The organism is Microbispora bryophytorum, assembly GCF_043197435.1.
GTDB classification, from domain to species: Bacteria; Actinomycetota; Actinomycetes; order Streptosporangiales; family Streptosporangiaceae; genus Microbispora; species Microbispora bryophytorum.
Genome location: NZ_JBICTF010000004.1, coordinates 14,586 through 28,703 on the forward strand (window position 1 = coordinate 14,586; position 14,118 = coordinate 28,703).

Genomic DNA, 14,118 nt, shown 5'->3' on the forward strand with positions numbered 1-14,118 from the left:
CGCAAGTCTAGGCTGGCGTCACGGGGTCGACAGAAAGCGGAAATGATCCTTGCCCGCGACAACCGGATTACGGAGTTCGCCGACCTCGTCGATCGACACGGTGATCAGGTCGCCCACATGCAACAGGAAGTCGAGCTCGGGCACGATGCCGGTCCCCGTGGAGAGAACGGCCCCGTGGGGATGGTTCTCGGAGTGGAAGAGATAGGCGGTCAGCTCGGTGAGCGGGCGCCGGATCTGCCTTGTGGAGGTAGTGCCGTCCCAGATGACAGCGCCCTCGCGAGTGACCGTCAGGCGGATGGCGAGATCGGAGGGGTCGACCTCCCACGCGGGTCTGATGCCGGAGGACAGGGCGCATGCTCCGGCGTACATCTTGGCCTGCGGTAGGTAGAGCGGGTTTTCGCCCTCCACCGATCGCGAGCTCATGTCGTTGCAGACGAGGTAGCCGACGATCTCCTCGAAGCGGTTCACCACGAGAGCCAGCTCGGGCTCGGGAACGTTGAGCTCGGAGTCGGAGCGGATGCCGACGGGTTCGCCGTCGACGACCACGCGCCAGGCGGGCGACTTGAAGAACAGTTCGGGACGCTCGGCGTCGTAGACCAGCTCGTAGACCGATTTGAGGTCGCTTTCCTCCACCCGCGCGTCCCGGGAGCGCAGGTAGGTCACGCCCGCGGCCCACACCTCCGTGGCGCCGTCCACGGGGGCGAGCAGACGTACCTCGCCGAGCACGCGGTCGGGGACGGCGTCGGCGCACATCCGCTCGATGTCCTCGATCCGGTGGTTCAGAAGCTCGAACATGCCGGCGACCGGGAGGGTGGACAGCACGCCCTCATCGATTACGGCGATGCGTGGGCGGGGGTCGCTGTCACTCCTGTATCGAACGATGTGCATTCGGGTCTTTCCCTTCTGCCGTGAATGGCTGACGTCAGGGCCGGCGGATGGCGGAATCCGCGGTTCGAGATCTGGACAAAACGCACAAGATCGGTAACGGTGGCATTGTAAACGTTATCGATTACGTTTGCGAGGGAATGGGATCGAGCAGTGATTGGGGTGACCGGGTGACCACTGTGAGGCGGGAATCTGGAGCGGCGTACACCGATCCGGGCGTGCCGGTGGGCGAGCGCGTGGCGGATCTGATGGGCCGGATGACCCGGGAGGAGAAGCTCGCGCAGCTGGGAAGCGTCTGGGCGTTCTCCCTGATCGAGGCGGGCCGATACTCGCCGGAGCGGGCGCGTGCGGTCCTCCGGCACGGGCTGGGGCACGTGACCCGGGTCGCGGGAGCCACCAATCTCAAGGCGGCGCAGGTCGCGCGGGTCGCCAACGAGATCCAGCGATTTCTGGCGACGGAGACCCGGCTGGGGATCCCGGCGATCGTGCACGAGGAGGTGTGCTCCGGATTGATGGCGCGGGAGGCGACCGTCTTCCCCCAGGCGATCGGTGTCGCGAGCACCTGGGAACCGGAGCTCAACCGGCGGCTGGCGGACGCCGTCCGCGCGCAGATGCGCGCGACGGGAAGCCACCAGGGGCTCTCACCGGTGCTGGACGTGGTGCGGGACCCGCGGTGGGGCCGGACAGAGGAGACCTACGGGGAGGATCCGTACCTGGTGGCCCGCATGGGCGTGGCCTTCATCCGGGGCCTTCAGGGCGCCTCGCTGACGGAGGGCGTCATCGCGACGGCCAAGCACTTCGTCGGTTACGGGGCGTCCGAGGGCGGGTTGAACTGGGCGCCGGCGCACCTGCCGCCTCGTCTGCTGCGGGAGGTGTATCTGTACCCGTTCGAGGCGGCGGTCCGCGAGGCGGGCCTCCAGTCGGTGATGGCCGGTTACCACGAGCTGGACGGCATTCCCTGCCACGCCAACCGTGAGCTCCTCGGCGACGTCCTCCGCGAGGAGTGGGGCTTCGAGGGGACCGTCGTGTCGGACTACTTCGCCGTGGACGATCTCCACTCGTATCACCACTTCGCCGGGGACAAGCCGCAGGCGGCGGCTCTGGCGCTCACCGCGGGCACCGACGTCGAGCTTCCGGCGACGGACGCGTACGCGGGCGCGCTGGCACAGGCCCTGGACGCCGGCGAGGTCGGCGAAGCGGAACTGGACGAGGCGGTCGCGCGGGTTCTGCGGCACAAGTTCGAGCTGGGCCTGTTCGAGAACCCCTACGTCGACGAGGCCGCGGTCGCGGTGGCGGTGAACGCCGAGGGGCACCGCGAGGTGGCGCTCGAGATCGCTCGCCGCAGCCTCGTCCTGCTCAAGAACGACGGCATGCTGCCGTTGCGGCCGGACGCGGGAACGGTGGCGCTCATCGGGCCGAACGCCGACGACGCCCGCCACCTGCTCGGCGACTACTCCTTCGCGGCGCATGTCGAGTCGTTGATGCAGGCGCGCGAGCGGCAGGGCCTGCTCGGCCAGATGATGACGATCCCGGACGACCTCGAGATCGAGGAGAGCACGGACGGGATGCCGACGGTGCGCGACGAGCTCGCGGCCCGCCTGGGCGACCGGCTGCGCTACGCGCGTGGGTGCGACGTGATCGACACGTCGAGGGACGGTTTCGACGAGGCGGTCGCGGCGGCCGCGGCGGCCGACGTCGCGGTGCTGGTCCTGGGAGATCGTTCGGGGCTGACCACCAGGGCGACCACGGGGGAGTCGCGTGATCGGTCCAGCTTGGAACTGCCCGGTGTCCAGGAGGATCTGGTTCGCGCCGTCGTCGCCACCGGCACCCCGGTGGTGGCGGTGCTCGTCGCCGGCCGGCCCGTCGGCGGCGACTTCCTGCACGACAGTTGCGCCGCGGTGCTGATGGCCTGGCTGCCGGGGCAGACCGGGGCGAGGGCGATCGCCGAGGTTCTGCTCGGTGAGGTGAACCCCAGCGGGAAGCTGCCCATCTCCTATCCGCGCACCGTGGGCCAGATACCCGTCTTCTACGGGCACAAGGTGTCCGGGGGGCGCTCGCACTGGCACGGGGACTACGTCGACTCGCCCGTCAGCCCGCGCTACCGCTTCGGTCACGGACTCGGATACGCCCCGTTCGTCATCGAACGGGCCACGCTGGACCGCACCGAGGTGATCGCCGGGGACGGCGTCGCGGTGGAGGTCGCGGTGGCCAACACCGGCGACCGGGCCGGCGAGGAGGTCGTCCAGCTCTACATACGGGACCCGCAGGCGACGGTCACCCGGCCGGTGCTCGAACTGAAGAGCTTCGCCCGCGTGTCCGCCGGCGCCGGGGAGCGAACGGTCATCCGCTTCCACCTGCCCACGGGCCAGCTCGGCTTCTACGACCGGAATATGAACTATGCGGTAGAAACCGGCAATATCGAGGTGTATGTCGGATTCTCCGCTGACGTCCACACCCACGCGGGGACGTTCACCATCACGGGCGACGCGGACCGGCCGGAGGTCCGCAAGGCCTACACGGGTGCGGTCACGTCACCGGCCAAGTGAGACGACGGCGTGAGACGACAGCGTGAGACGACGGCGTGAGGCGAGACGGGCGGCCGCGGCTCCGCGGCTGCCCCACTGTCATGCCTATTTGGGGCACGCCCTAAAGGGAGTACGGTCGTCGTAACGAGAAGCCGAAAGGCCTTGTGTTTGCTATCGGTGTCGCTTACGTTAAAGGCCGGAAACGTAACCGATAACGATTGCAATGCGGAGAGAGCGGCATGGTCGAGGGCGGTGCGCCGGTGACGATGAGTGATGTCGCGCGCCTGGCGGGCGTCTCCACTGCGACCGTGTCGCGGGTGGTCAACGGACGTTACGGCGTCAGCGCCAGCACCACCGCGCAGGTCCGTTCGGCCATCGAGCGACTGGGCTACGAGTCGAGCCTCGTGGCGGCGAGCCTGCGGCGCACCCGCACCAACGTTCTGGGACTGGTGACCCACAGCTTCCAGTCCTACACGGCTGAGGTGCTCAAGGGCGTGATGGACGCGCTGACCCAGTCGGGCTTCGACCTGATCGTCTATGCCAACAGCGATCTCTACGGCACCTACTCGGAGGGCTGGGAGCGGCGGCATCTGAGTCGCCTGTCGGGCACCCTCACGGATGGCTGCATCGTGGTCACGCCCTGGGGCGAGGTGCGGAGCAGCACTCCCGTCGTGGTCATCGATCCGGTGAGGGACTCGGCGGTGCCGTCGGTGACGGCGGACAACCTCACGGGCGCCACCACGGTGGTCGAGCACCTGCTCGGCCTGGGCCATCGGCGTATCGGGTTCATCGCGGGCCGTTCCAGCCTGGCGGCGGCGTGGTCGCGTGAGGAGGGCTACCGCAAGGCGCTTGCCGAGGCCGGCGTTCCGGTCGATCCGGCGTTGATCGGAAGAGGCGACTTCAACCCCGAGTCCGCGGTCCCGCTGGCGCGCGCCTTGCTGGAAAGGCCGGACCGGCCGACGGCGATCTTCGCGGCCAGCGACGGGATGGCGCTGAAGGTTCTGGAGGTCGCGAAGGAGATGGGGCTCGACGTTCCCGGCGACCTGTCGGTGGTCGGATTCGACAACATCCCGGAGTCGGCGTTGGCGGAGCCGAGGCTGACCACTGTGGACCAGTCGATGTACCGGCTCGGATACGAGGCGGCGCACATGCTCAAGTCGCTGGTGACCGGTGATTGGGAGGGCCGTCGTCAGATAATGCTCCCGACCCGCCTGCTGGTCCGCGACTCCACCGCGCCGGTGAGCGTCACGACGAGATCATGACGACGGGATCGTGACGACAAGATCATGACGGCGAGAGCATGACACAGACCCTCATCTGCGACGCCAGTTGCAGCTGACGTGGCAGATGAAAAGGCACCCCCATGAACGGAGGTAGAGAAACACACACCACTACTTAAACCACTGCACATCCACAAGACGATTCAGACTGGCTAGCGGACCCCATCCGCTGCCAGTCATCTTAGGAGTGCTCAGTATGAGTTTATCGTATCACGGCAGCGTGCGCCCCATGGGCGTGCGCCGGCTCTCGGCGGTTGTCGTCGCCGGGGCCATGGCGATCGCGGCGGTGTCGCTCGCACCGCGTCCGGCGGCGGCGGACACCCCGTGGCTGGACGTCTCCGAGGACGGCTACGCGTCGTTCAGCGTCCCGGCGGCCTACGTTCAGGCCAACGCGGGCCAGGTGTCGCAGGTGGTCATCGAGGGGAACTTCGGTCCCTCCTTCGGTTGGGCGGAGTTCGGGTTGACCCGCCGGGGCGACGTCTGGTCCGGAGTCCTCGGCCCGCTCAAACCGGGGCTGTACTCCTACCAGGTCACGGGCGACGACACCAAGAGTCTCAAGGATCCGACGAATGCCGCCGGCGTGGCGTCCACGCCCCTGCAGAGCACCTTCCTCGTCGCGGGCGATTCGGCGCGTCTGCTGGCGGACGCGCCAGAGGGACAGGGCGGCAAGGTCGAGACCCTGACCTATGAGGTGAAGAAGCAGGAGCGGTCGGCCCTGGTGTGGACGCCGCCGGGCTACCAGGCCAAGGCTCCCGGCCCCAAGGGTCCGGGTCCCGAGGGCCCGGGGCAGAAGGGTTATCCGGTCCTGTTCCTGCAGTCCGGCGACGACAGGAGCGCCACCGACTGGCTCGACCTCGGCCGGGCCAAGCAGATCCTCGACAACCTGTCGATCCAGGGCTCCGTGGAGCCGATGGTGGTCGTGATCAGCGATGGTGACGGGCCGGACGGTGACAAGGATCTGAAGGACCTGCGCAAGGCGGTCGGGGACACCTACAACGTCCTGCGCGATCCGGCGCACCAGGCGATCGCCGGGGTGTCCGAGGGCGGGTCGCAGGCGCTGCGTGCCGCGCTGACCACCCCGGGGCAGTTCGCCTACGCCGGCTCGTTCTCCGGTCTTCTGGAGGAGGGCGCCGGCCGGGTGGACGCGAAGGCGATCAACCGCGATCTCAAGCTGGTGCGTCTGTACACCGGGAACGTGACCGACCCGGCGTACAACGCGACCAACCGCCTGACCAAGGCGCTCAAGCAGGCCGGTATCAGGTACGAGTTCGACGGGGTCAACCCCGACGGCGGGGCGAACTGGAACGCCTGGCAGGAGAACCTGATCGATTTCGTGCCGCGGCTGTTCCGCAACGTGTCGGATCACGGTCCGAGCGCTGGTCACGGGCCGCTGAAGGGCGAGTTCACCCCGCCGCCTGCGGGCACCACTCCGACGCCGTTCGTGTCCGAGGGCGGCTTCGTCACCTTCGAGACCACGACCGACTTCAAGGACGCCAAGCACGTCACCGTGTGGGCCAACGTGGCTCCCGGGGGAAGCTGGCTGCGTATTCCGATGTCCCGTGACGGCGACCGGTGGCGGGTGACCGTGGGTCCGCTGGACCCGTGGTTCTACTACTACCGGGTGATCGTCGATCGGGTCGCGGTCAAGGATGCCTCGAACCCGACGAAGGTGACCTCCGAGCCGACCTGGAGCACCTTCCTCGTCCCCGGTGAGAGGTCGCGTCTGCTCTCGGACGTTCCCGAAGGCAAGGGCGGAAAGGTCGAGAGCCTGACCTACCACAGCGATGTGGCCAACCAGGACCGGACCGCGCTGGTCTGGACCCCGCCCGGCTACGACCCCGACCGCGCGGAGCCGTATCCCGTCTTCTACCTCCAGCACGGCAGCGGCCAGAGCTACACCGACTGGGTGGAGATGGGCCGCGCCAAGCAGATCCTCGACCACCAGTTCCTCGACGGCGACCTGGTGCCGATGGTGGTCGTGATGGGCAACGGCAACGTGTCCAACTTCAACAAGGAGCTGCTGGACAACATCGTTCCGGCGGCTCGTGCCCACTACAACGTCTCCAGCGACCCGTCGCAGCAGGCCCTCGCGGGTCTCTCGATGGGCGGTGGACAGACGATCGGGGTGCTCAAGGCCTACCCGGGCCGGTTCGCCTACATCGCGGCGTTCTCGGCAGGGTTCGGCGGCGGCACCGGCGTCGACGTGGCGGCGATCAACAGCGGGACCAAGCTGTTCCGTGTGTACGTCGGCGACGTGACCGACTTCGTGTACCCGTCGTTCATGGCGGGACTGACCACGATGAACGACCTCGGAGTCCACTACGAGTTCGACGGGGTCACCCCTGGGCCGCACGGCTGGGACGTGTGGCAGAAGAACCTCATCGACCTGGCGCCGCGCCTGTTCAAGCGCTAGGTAAGCCCGTCGATGCGACACCGCCGGGGCAAGGGCGTTCCTGCCCCGGCGGTGGCCGCACCATATCGGGGCCGGCACGAAGGACAGGGCGCGGATCAGCTCTCCGCGCCCCGTCCCGGCCGAGACATTCGGCCACAGCGGCGGCGCATGACCCTTGTGCGCAGTGATCCCGGAGGGGAAATTATGTCAATGAAGACGAAAAGACTGTTTGCCACCGCAGCCATGCTCGCCGCCGCGGGCGTGCTTGCCGCCTGCTCCCCCGATGCGGGTAGCCAAAGCAACGCGAGTGCGAGCAACGGCGGAAACGACACGACCGGAAACAAGGCGAGCAACTGCACGAACACCATCACCAAGAAGGACCTGCCGGTTGTGACGTTCTGGGGCTGGTACCCCAACATGCAGCTCGTCGTCGACAACTTCAACAAGCAGAACAACGAGGTACAGGTCTGCTGGACCAATGTCGGCCAGGGCGGTGACGAGTACGACAAGTTCCAGACCGCGATCTCGGCGGGCACCGGCGCGCCCGACGTCATCATGATCGAGGCGGACCGGATCCCGACCTTCCAGATCCAGAAGGCGCTCGTCGACATCAAGAACTACGGCTTCGACGCGGTGAAGGCGAACTACAGCGACGGCGCGTGGAAGGACGTCTCGATCGGCGGCGCGGTCTACGGCGTGCCGGTCGACGGCGGCCCGATGGCGATGATCTACCGCAAGGACGTCTTCGACAAGTACAAGATCACACCGCCGAAGACGTGGGCCGAGTACGAGCAGGCGGCGCAGAAGGTGAAGGACGCCGGGGGCCCGCTGTTCGGCGACCTGGGCGCGAACGTGCCGGCCGTCATGATGGCGCTGCAGATCCAGAAGGGCGCCACTCCGTACACCTACGACCCGGCGCAGCCCGAGTCGATCGGCATCGCGCTGAACGACCAGGCGTCCAAGGACGTGCTGGACTACTGGGGGAGCCTCGCCAAGAAGGGCCTGGTCGGGACGCAGGACCAGTTCACGCCGGAGTACATCTCCGGTGTCGTCAACGGTAAGTACGCGACGTACATCTCGGCGGCGTGGGCGCCCGGATACCTCACCGGCGCGGGCGTCGGCAAGGGCAAGGACACCGGCAAGTGGGCGGTGGCGCCGCTCCCGCAGTGGGATGCCGGCAATCCGGTGCAGGTGAACTGGGGCGGGTCGGCCTTCTCGGTGACGAGCCAGGCGAAGAACCCCGAACTGGCGGCGAAGGCGGCGTACGGCCTCTACGCCGACGACGAGTCGCTCAAGGACGGCTGGACCAACCAGATCATCTTCCCGCTGAACCTCAAGGCGCTCAACAGTCCCGAGTTCGTGGACCTGAAGGTGAACTTCTTCGACGGTCAGCAGGCGAACAAGGAGGTCTACGTCCCCGCGGCGAACGCCTACACGGGCATGACCTACAGCCCGTTCGGCCAGTACTACTTCGACTCCATGACGAAGCAGATCAGTGCGGTCATCGACGGCTCCGTCACCGGTGCGCAGGCGGCCGACCGCGTCCAGGAGGACGTGGCGAACTACGCCAAGGAGCAAGGCTTCACCGTCCAGTAGGCATCACGGGTGGGCCACGCCGTCCTCGACCGGCCGGCCCACCCGCCCCTCCCCAGCATCGACCCCTCGGAGCCCACAATGACCCTGCTGATCGAGGAGAGTGCATCGAGCACTCAAGAGAAAGCGCACAAGGCCCGCGGAAAGGTGCGCCTCCGTGAGCACCTGATGGGGTGGCTCTTCGTCGGGCCATTCGGGATCGTCTTCCTGGCGTTGCTCATCGCGCCGCTCGGGTACGCGCTGTATCTCAGCCTCTGGCAGAAGAAGCTGATCGGCGGCACCAGTTTCGTCTTCCTCGGCAACTACGTGAAGGCGTTCTCCGACCCGACCTTCCTCTCGGGGGTGTGGTTCGTCGTCCGCTTCTCCCTGGTCGCCATCCCGCTGCAGATCCTCATCGCGCTCGCGATGGCCCTCATCGTGGACGCCGTGACCTCGATGTTCACCCGGTTCTCGCGCCTCATGATCTTCCTCCCCTATGCCATTCCCACGGTCATCGGGGCGGTCATGTGGGGATTCCTGTACAGCAAGAGCTTCGGGCCGCTCACCGACATCTTCGGACTGTTCGGCGCCCCCGCGCCCGACTTCTTCAGCAAGAACCTGATCTTCTACGGCCTGATCAACGTGGTCACCTGGCAGTGGGCTGGTTACTACATGATCATTCTGTACGCGGCGCTCCAGGGCATCGACCCGTCGCTCTACGAGGCCGCCCGCATGGACGGCGCCGGGAAATGGCAGATCGCGCTCCGGATCAAAATCCCGCTGATCGCCCCCGCACTGCTCCTGATCCTGGTCTTCTCGCTCATCGGCACCCTGCAGTTCTTCAACGAACCACAGATTCTGCGTTACCTGGCGGCCGGCACGATCCCACCGGGATTCACTCCCAACATGTACGCGTACCAGCAGGCGTTCGGGCTCGCGAACTTCAACTACGGGTCGGCGATCTCCTTCGCCCTCGGCGGGGTCGTGTTCGTCTGCGTCTACGCCTTCCTGTTCTTCACCCGTAAGCGGAGGAGCTTCTTCTGATGACCGGCAGCTCCAGCGCCGGCGCACGCCGCCGTCCCCAGCGCCACCTCCCTTTGCAGATCTTCCTCGGCTTCCTGGTCGTGTATTTCCTGGTGCCGTTCTGGTGGGTCATCGTCAACAGTTCCAAGGACGCCCCCGGCCTGTTCGGCGGCAGCAACACCCTGTGGTTCGCCGACCAGGTCGACTACTTCGGCAACATCCAGCGACTGTTCACCTACGACGGCGGCATCTACGGCAGGTGGATCCTCAACTCCACGCTGTACGCGTTCGCGGGCGGGATCGGCGCCACGATCCTGGCCGTCATGGCCGGCTACGGATTCGCCAAATACCGGTTCGCCGGCAGGCGCTTCAGTTTCTCGATCCTGCTCGGCGCGCTGATGGTGCCCGCGACCGCCCTGGTGATCCCCACCTTCATGATGTTCTCCGGGCTGGGCCTGACGAACACGATCTGGGCGGTGATCCTCCCGTCGCTGCTCAACCCGTTCGGCGTCTATCTGATGCACGTGTACGCGCGCGACGCGGTTCCCGACGAGATCCTGGACGCGGCGCGGGTCGACGGCGCGGGTGAACTGCGGACGTTCCTCCAGGTCGCCTTCCCGCTGATGCGGCCGGCGGTGGTCACGGTGCTGCTCCTGTCCGCCGTGGCGTCCTGGAACAACTACTTCCTGCCGCTCGCCATGCTCTCCGACAACCGCCTTTTCCCCGTCACCGTCGGGCTCGGCCTCTGGCAGGGCATCGCCTCGGCGAACAACTCGGGTAGTACCTCCCTCTGGAGCCTCATCATCCTGGGCGCGCTCGTATCGGTGATCCCGCTCGTCATCGCCTTCTTCACCCTCCAGCGGCACTGGCGCGGCGGACTGTCCGTCGGGGGTCTGAGATAGTCGCGGCCGGTCGTTCAGCAGTCGATAGAAATGACAGGAAGAGGTGTGCCGATGTCGATGAGTGATCGCCCCCTGCGCAGCCAGGAGTGGTTCGGGGCGGAGGGCCGCAACGGGTTCATCCATCGGTCGTGGATGCGCAACCAGGGGTTCGCGGACGACGTCTTCGACGGCCGGCCCGTGATCGGCATCGCCACGACATGGTCGGAGCTGACGCCGTGCAACGCCCACCTGCGCGACCTGGCCGAGTCGGTGAAACGTGGCGTGTGGGAGAGCGGCGGCCTGCCGCTGGAGTTTCCGGCGATGAGCCTGGGGGAGCCGCTGATGCGGCCGACGACCATGCTCTACCGGAATCTGCTGGCGATGGAGGCGGAGGAACTGATCCGGGCCAACCCGCTCGACGGGGTGGTGCTGCTGTCGGGTTGCGACAAGACCACACCCGGGCTGCTGATGGGCGCGGCCAGCGTCGACCTGCCGAGTCTCATGGTCACCGGTGGCCCGATGCTCAACGGCAAGTTCCGCGGCCGGGACATCGGGTCGGGCACCGACGTGTGGCGTTTCACCGAGGAAATGCGGGCCGGCCGGATGACGGCGGCCGACTGCGCCGAGGCGGAAGTCTGCATGTCCCGCAGCCGGGGGCACTGCATGACCATGGGGACCGCCTCCACGATGGCCTGCGTGGCGGAGGCGCTGGGCGTGCAGCTGCCCGGGGCCGCGGCCATACCGGCCGTCGACTCCCGGCGGTACGCGCTGGCGCAGGCCGCCGGGCGCCGGATCGTGGCCATGGTGAAGGAGGACCAGCGGCTGTCCACCGTGCTCACCCGCGACGCCTTCGAGAACGCCATCCGGGTCAACGCCGCGATCGGCGGCTCCACCAACGCCGTCGTGCACCTGCTCGCGATCGCCGGGCGCCTCGGCGTTCCCCTGTCGCTGGAGGACTTCGACACGCTCACCGCCGACGTGCCCATGCTGGTCAACCTGATGCCCTCCGGCACGTACCTGATGGAGGACTTCGCGTACGCGGGCGGACTCCCGGCGGTGATGCAGGAGATCGCCTCCCTGCTGCACATGGACCATGTCACCGTCAGTGGAAAGAGCGTGGCCGACAACATCAGCGGCGTCCAGTGCTGGAACCGCGAGGTCATCGGCACCATGGAGAAGCCGTTCCAGGCCGCCGGCTCGGGAACCGTCGTGCTGCGCGGGTCGCTCGCGCCGTCCGGGGCCGTGCTGAAGGTGTCCGCCGCCTCGCCCCATCTGCTCCAGCACACCGGACCGGCGCTCGTGTTCGACCGGATCGAGGACTACGTCGCCGCGGCCGACGACCCGGACATGGACGTCACCGCGGACACGGTCATCGTGGTCCAGAACGCCGGACCACGCGGCTACCCCGGCTTCCCGGAGGTGGGCAACATGCCCATGCCGCGGCGGCTGCTCAAGGAGGGGGTCACCGACATGGTCCGGATCTCCGACGCCCGCATGAGCGGCACGGGGTACGGCACCTGCGTCCTGCACGTGGCCCCGGAGGCCTCCGTGGGCGGCCCCCTCGCATTCGTGCGCACCGGCGATCTGGTCCGGGTCGACGTTGCGGCGCGGTCTTTGGACCTGCTGGTCGACGACGCGGAGCTCGAGCGCCGCCGCGCCGCCTGGAAGCCCCCGCAGCCCACCGCCACCCGGGGCTGGGCACGGCTGTACAGCGAGCACGTCCTGCAGGCCGACGAGGGCGCGGATCTGGACTTCCTCGTCGGCGGCAGCGGCAGCGCCCCGCCCCGCCACTCACACTGACCACTGGGGGAGCTGTTCCCGGGTGGTGCGACGGTCACATCGGACCGGTCGTCACCGTCCGGGACACCTCCGTGTGTGCCTGGCGGCGACGACGTTGATCGCGGCCCATTCGGCCGGGTGGGACAGTGAGCACTATGAACACCGTCCTTAATGTCATCTGGCTGATCTTCGCCGGCCTGTGGCTCGCATTAGGTTACGTCGCGGCGGGGATCATCTGCTGCGTCCTCATCGTCACCATCCCGTTCGGTATCGCGTCGTTCCGGATCGCGGGCTACGCGCTGTGGCCGTTCGGCCGGACCGTCGCCGACAAGCCGTCCGCCGGCGCGTGGTCGGTGCTCGGCAACGTCATCTGGCTGCTCGTCGCCGGGATCTGGCTGGCGATCGGGCACGTCGTCACCGCGATCCCGCTGTTCATCTCGATCATCGGCATCCCGCTGGGGATCGCGAACCTCAAAATGATCCCGATCTCGCTGATGCCGCTGGGCAAGGACATCGTTCCCGTCGGCCGGGGATAACTACCCGTGATGACAAGTGGGTCTTCTCGGGGATGAGCGCGTCCCGTGCTCGGGAGGACCGACCTGCCGAAGCTTCTTGTGAAGTGCAGGACGCCGCGCCATCGGCGGTCCTCTGCGACGGAGCGGCTGCGGGCACCTGCGTGGACGGAGTGCTGTCGGTGCCGTAGGGCATGCTGCCCCTCGTATCCCGACGACGCGAAGGACACCGTTGGCCCGCCTGCTCCGCCACCTCGACGACGAGCTCTACGTGCAATACGGCGCGCTCTGCATCTACGGCACTCCCGACATCCCAGAATTTCGTGACGAGGAGTCAGAGGCTCTCCACTACACCGCCACCCTCCACCTGGAGGCATGGGACGCCGAACCGCCGGACCCGGGGACCTCCTGGAGGCTGATCGAGCAGCGAAACTTCACGGCCGAGACCGGGGTGATCCAGATTGGCGTGGTGGACGACAGCGGTCGTGAATTCCTGATCGGCCCTCCTCTCTTCGAGTACGGCCTGACCGTGCACGTAGACGTCCCGGACGATGGCCGGTGGTTGTTCCGATTCTGGCCGATCCGCGATGTCTTCGACCCGCTCGTCCATTTGAAGCCGAGGGAGCCGATCGGATCCACTTCACCGCTGGAACCCCGCCCGGTTCCCGTCCCCGTTACGACAGCCGGACAGTGGGCGGCCATGCGGCCGGACAAGTTCCGACGTTCGGAAGGCGGTGTGCGGTGGGTGGCCATGCCGCCGGGACTTCCCTGGGCGGATCCGGTCGCCGACGCGTTGAACCCCGATAATGCGCCCACCTTCCTGATCCCCTGTCAGGAGCAGCATGTGCCTGACCTCCGCACCAAGGAGCCGGGCGGCACCTACCGGATGTGGCGCTGGGAGAGGCAGACCGCCGACGGTAACCCGGAGGACGGCAACCTTCTGACAGGCAGGATCGTGCACGTCCGTGACTCCCTCGGCCGCCGGGTCTTCGCCTCGGGCATCGTGACGATGCTCGGTATGGACGACGGGCGTTGCCTCGTCCGCGACGCCGAACCTCATGAGGCCGCCCGGGTGCTCTGCTCCGAGGAGACCTGGCCGGACTGACCGCACGGCTCAGGAAAAGATCAAGGCGCGAGTCGGGGACACTTTCCCGACCCGGGCCTTGAGCAGTGAAGCGGGTGACGGGAATCGAACCCGCACTGTCGGTGTCACAGCGTGCTCGTAATGGACTTGACGTCCTCACGTCCACTCGTGAAACACCGCTGATT

10 protein-coding genes are annotated in these 14,118 nt (G+C 67.3%); 9 read left to right on the forward strand and 1 reads right to left on the reverse strand.

Translation table 11 applies throughout. From position 1 onward, the window contains the following. Positions 1 to 18 precede the first annotated feature (18 nt). Complete coding sequence (locus ACGFIB_RS13450) at positions 19 to 822, reverse strand: fumarylacetoacetate hydrolase family protein (RefSeq protein ID WP_229689512.1); 804 nt, start codon at positions 820 to 822, stop codon at positions 19 to 21. Positions 823 to 1,055: 233 nt separating this feature from the next. Between ACGFIB_RS13450 and ACGFIB_RS13455 the strand changes: the two genes are divergently transcribed. The 9 genes from ACGFIB_RS13455 to ACGFIB_RS13495 all read left to right on the forward strand — a co-directional run bounded on the left by ACGFIB_RS13455 (position 1,056) and on the right by ACGFIB_RS13495 (position 13,954). Then, complete coding sequence (locus ACGFIB_RS13455; protein WP_393371515.1) at positions 1,056 to 3,431, forward strand: glycoside hydrolase family 3 N-terminal domain-containing protein; 2,376 nt, start codon at positions 1,056 to 1,058, stop codon at positions 3,429 to 3,431. A 245-nt stretch (positions 3,432 to 3,676) separates the two neighbouring features. Further along, positions 3,677 to 4,672: a LacI family DNA-binding transcriptional regulator gene (locus tag ACGFIB_RS13460; RefSeq protein WP_393371517.1), complete on the forward strand. Its 996-nt coding sequence runs from the start codon at positions 3,677 to 3,679 to the stop codon at positions 4,670 to 4,672. A gap of 214 nt (positions 4,673 to 4,886) precedes the next feature. Next, the gene (locus ACGFIB_RS13465) at positions 4,887 to 7,103 is read left to right on the forward strand and encodes an alpha/beta hydrolase (protein ID WP_393371520.1); all 2,217 of its coding nucleotides are present in this window, start codon (positions 4,887 to 4,889) and stop codon (positions 7,101 to 7,103) included. A gap of 189 nt (positions 7,104 to 7,292) precedes the next feature. Beyond that, positions 7,293 to 8,678, forward strand: a complete 1,386-nt coding sequence (locus tag ACGFIB_RS13470) for an ABC transporter substrate-binding protein (RefSeq protein ID WP_142574342.1) — start codon at positions 7,293 to 7,295, stop codon at positions 8,676 to 8,678. A 78-nt stretch (positions 8,679 to 8,756) separates the two neighbouring features. Then, positions 8,757 to 9,698, forward strand: a complete 942-nt coding sequence (locus ACGFIB_RS13475; protein WP_393371524.1) for a carbohydrate ABC transporter permease — start codon at positions 8,757 to 8,759, stop codon at positions 9,696 to 9,698. After that, on the forward strand, positions 9,698 to 10,579 hold the full coding sequence (locus ACGFIB_RS13480; protein ID WP_142574344.1) for a carbohydrate ABC transporter permease: 882 nt from the start codon (positions 9,698 to 9,700) through the stop codon (positions 10,577 to 10,579). The genes ACGFIB_RS13475 and ACGFIB_RS13480 overlap by 1 nt, the downstream gene beginning before the upstream one ends. Positions 10,580 to 10,636: 57 nt before the next feature. Beyond that, entirely contained in the window at positions 10,637 to 12,358 is a 1,722-nt protein-coding gene (locus tag ACGFIB_RS13485) for an IlvD/Edd family dehydratase (protein ID WP_393371529.1), read from the forward strand. Positions 12,359 to 12,492: 134 nt separating this feature from the next. Further along, positions 12,493 to 12,873 (forward strand): YccF domain-containing protein, encoded by a 381-nt coding sequence (locus tag ACGFIB_RS13490; protein ID WP_191055157.1) that lies wholly within the window; start codon positions 12,493 to 12,495, stop codon positions 12,871 to 12,873. Between the two features lie 208 nt (positions 12,874 to 13,081). Then, positions 13,082 to 13,954 carry a hypothetical protein gene (locus tag ACGFIB_RS13495; protein ID WP_393371532.1) on the forward strand — a complete coding sequence of 291 codons (873 nt, stop codon included), beginning with the start codon at positions 13,082 to 13,084 and terminating at the stop codon, positions 13,952 to 13,954. The last annotated feature ends 164 nt before the right edge of the window (positions 13,955 to 14,118 follow it).

Excerpts from the sequence above, each read along its gene's own strand:
- ACGFIB_RS13460 (WP_393371517.1), top strand. The coding sequence starts at position 3,677 with ATGAGTGATGTCGCGCGCCTGGCGGGCGTCTCCACTGCGACCGTGTCG.
- ACGFIB_RS13465 (WP_393371520.1), top strand. The coding sequence starts at position 4,887 with ATGAGTTTATCGTATCACGGCAGCGTGCGCCCCATGGGCGTGCGCCGG.
- ACGFIB_RS13470 (WP_142574342.1), top strand. The coding sequence starts at position 7,293 with ATGAAGACGAAAAGACTGTTTGCCACCGCAGCCATGCTCGCCGCCGCG.
- ACGFIB_RS13475 (WP_393371524.1), top strand. The coding sequence starts at position 8,757 with ATGACCCTGCTGATCGAGGAGAGTGCATCGAGCACTCAAGAGAAAGCG.
- ACGFIB_RS13480 (WP_142574344.1), top strand. The coding sequence starts at position 9,698 with ATGACCGGCAGCTCCAGCGCCGGCGCACGCCGCCGTCCCCAGCGCCAC.
- ACGFIB_RS13485 (WP_393371529.1), top strand. The coding sequence starts at position 10,637 with ATGAGTGATCGCCCCCTGCGCAGCCAGGAGTGGTTCGGGGCGGAGGGC.
- ACGFIB_RS13490 (WP_191055157.1), top strand. The coding sequence starts at position 12,493 with ATGAACACCGTCCTTAATGTCATCTGGCTGATCTTCGCCGGCCTGTGG.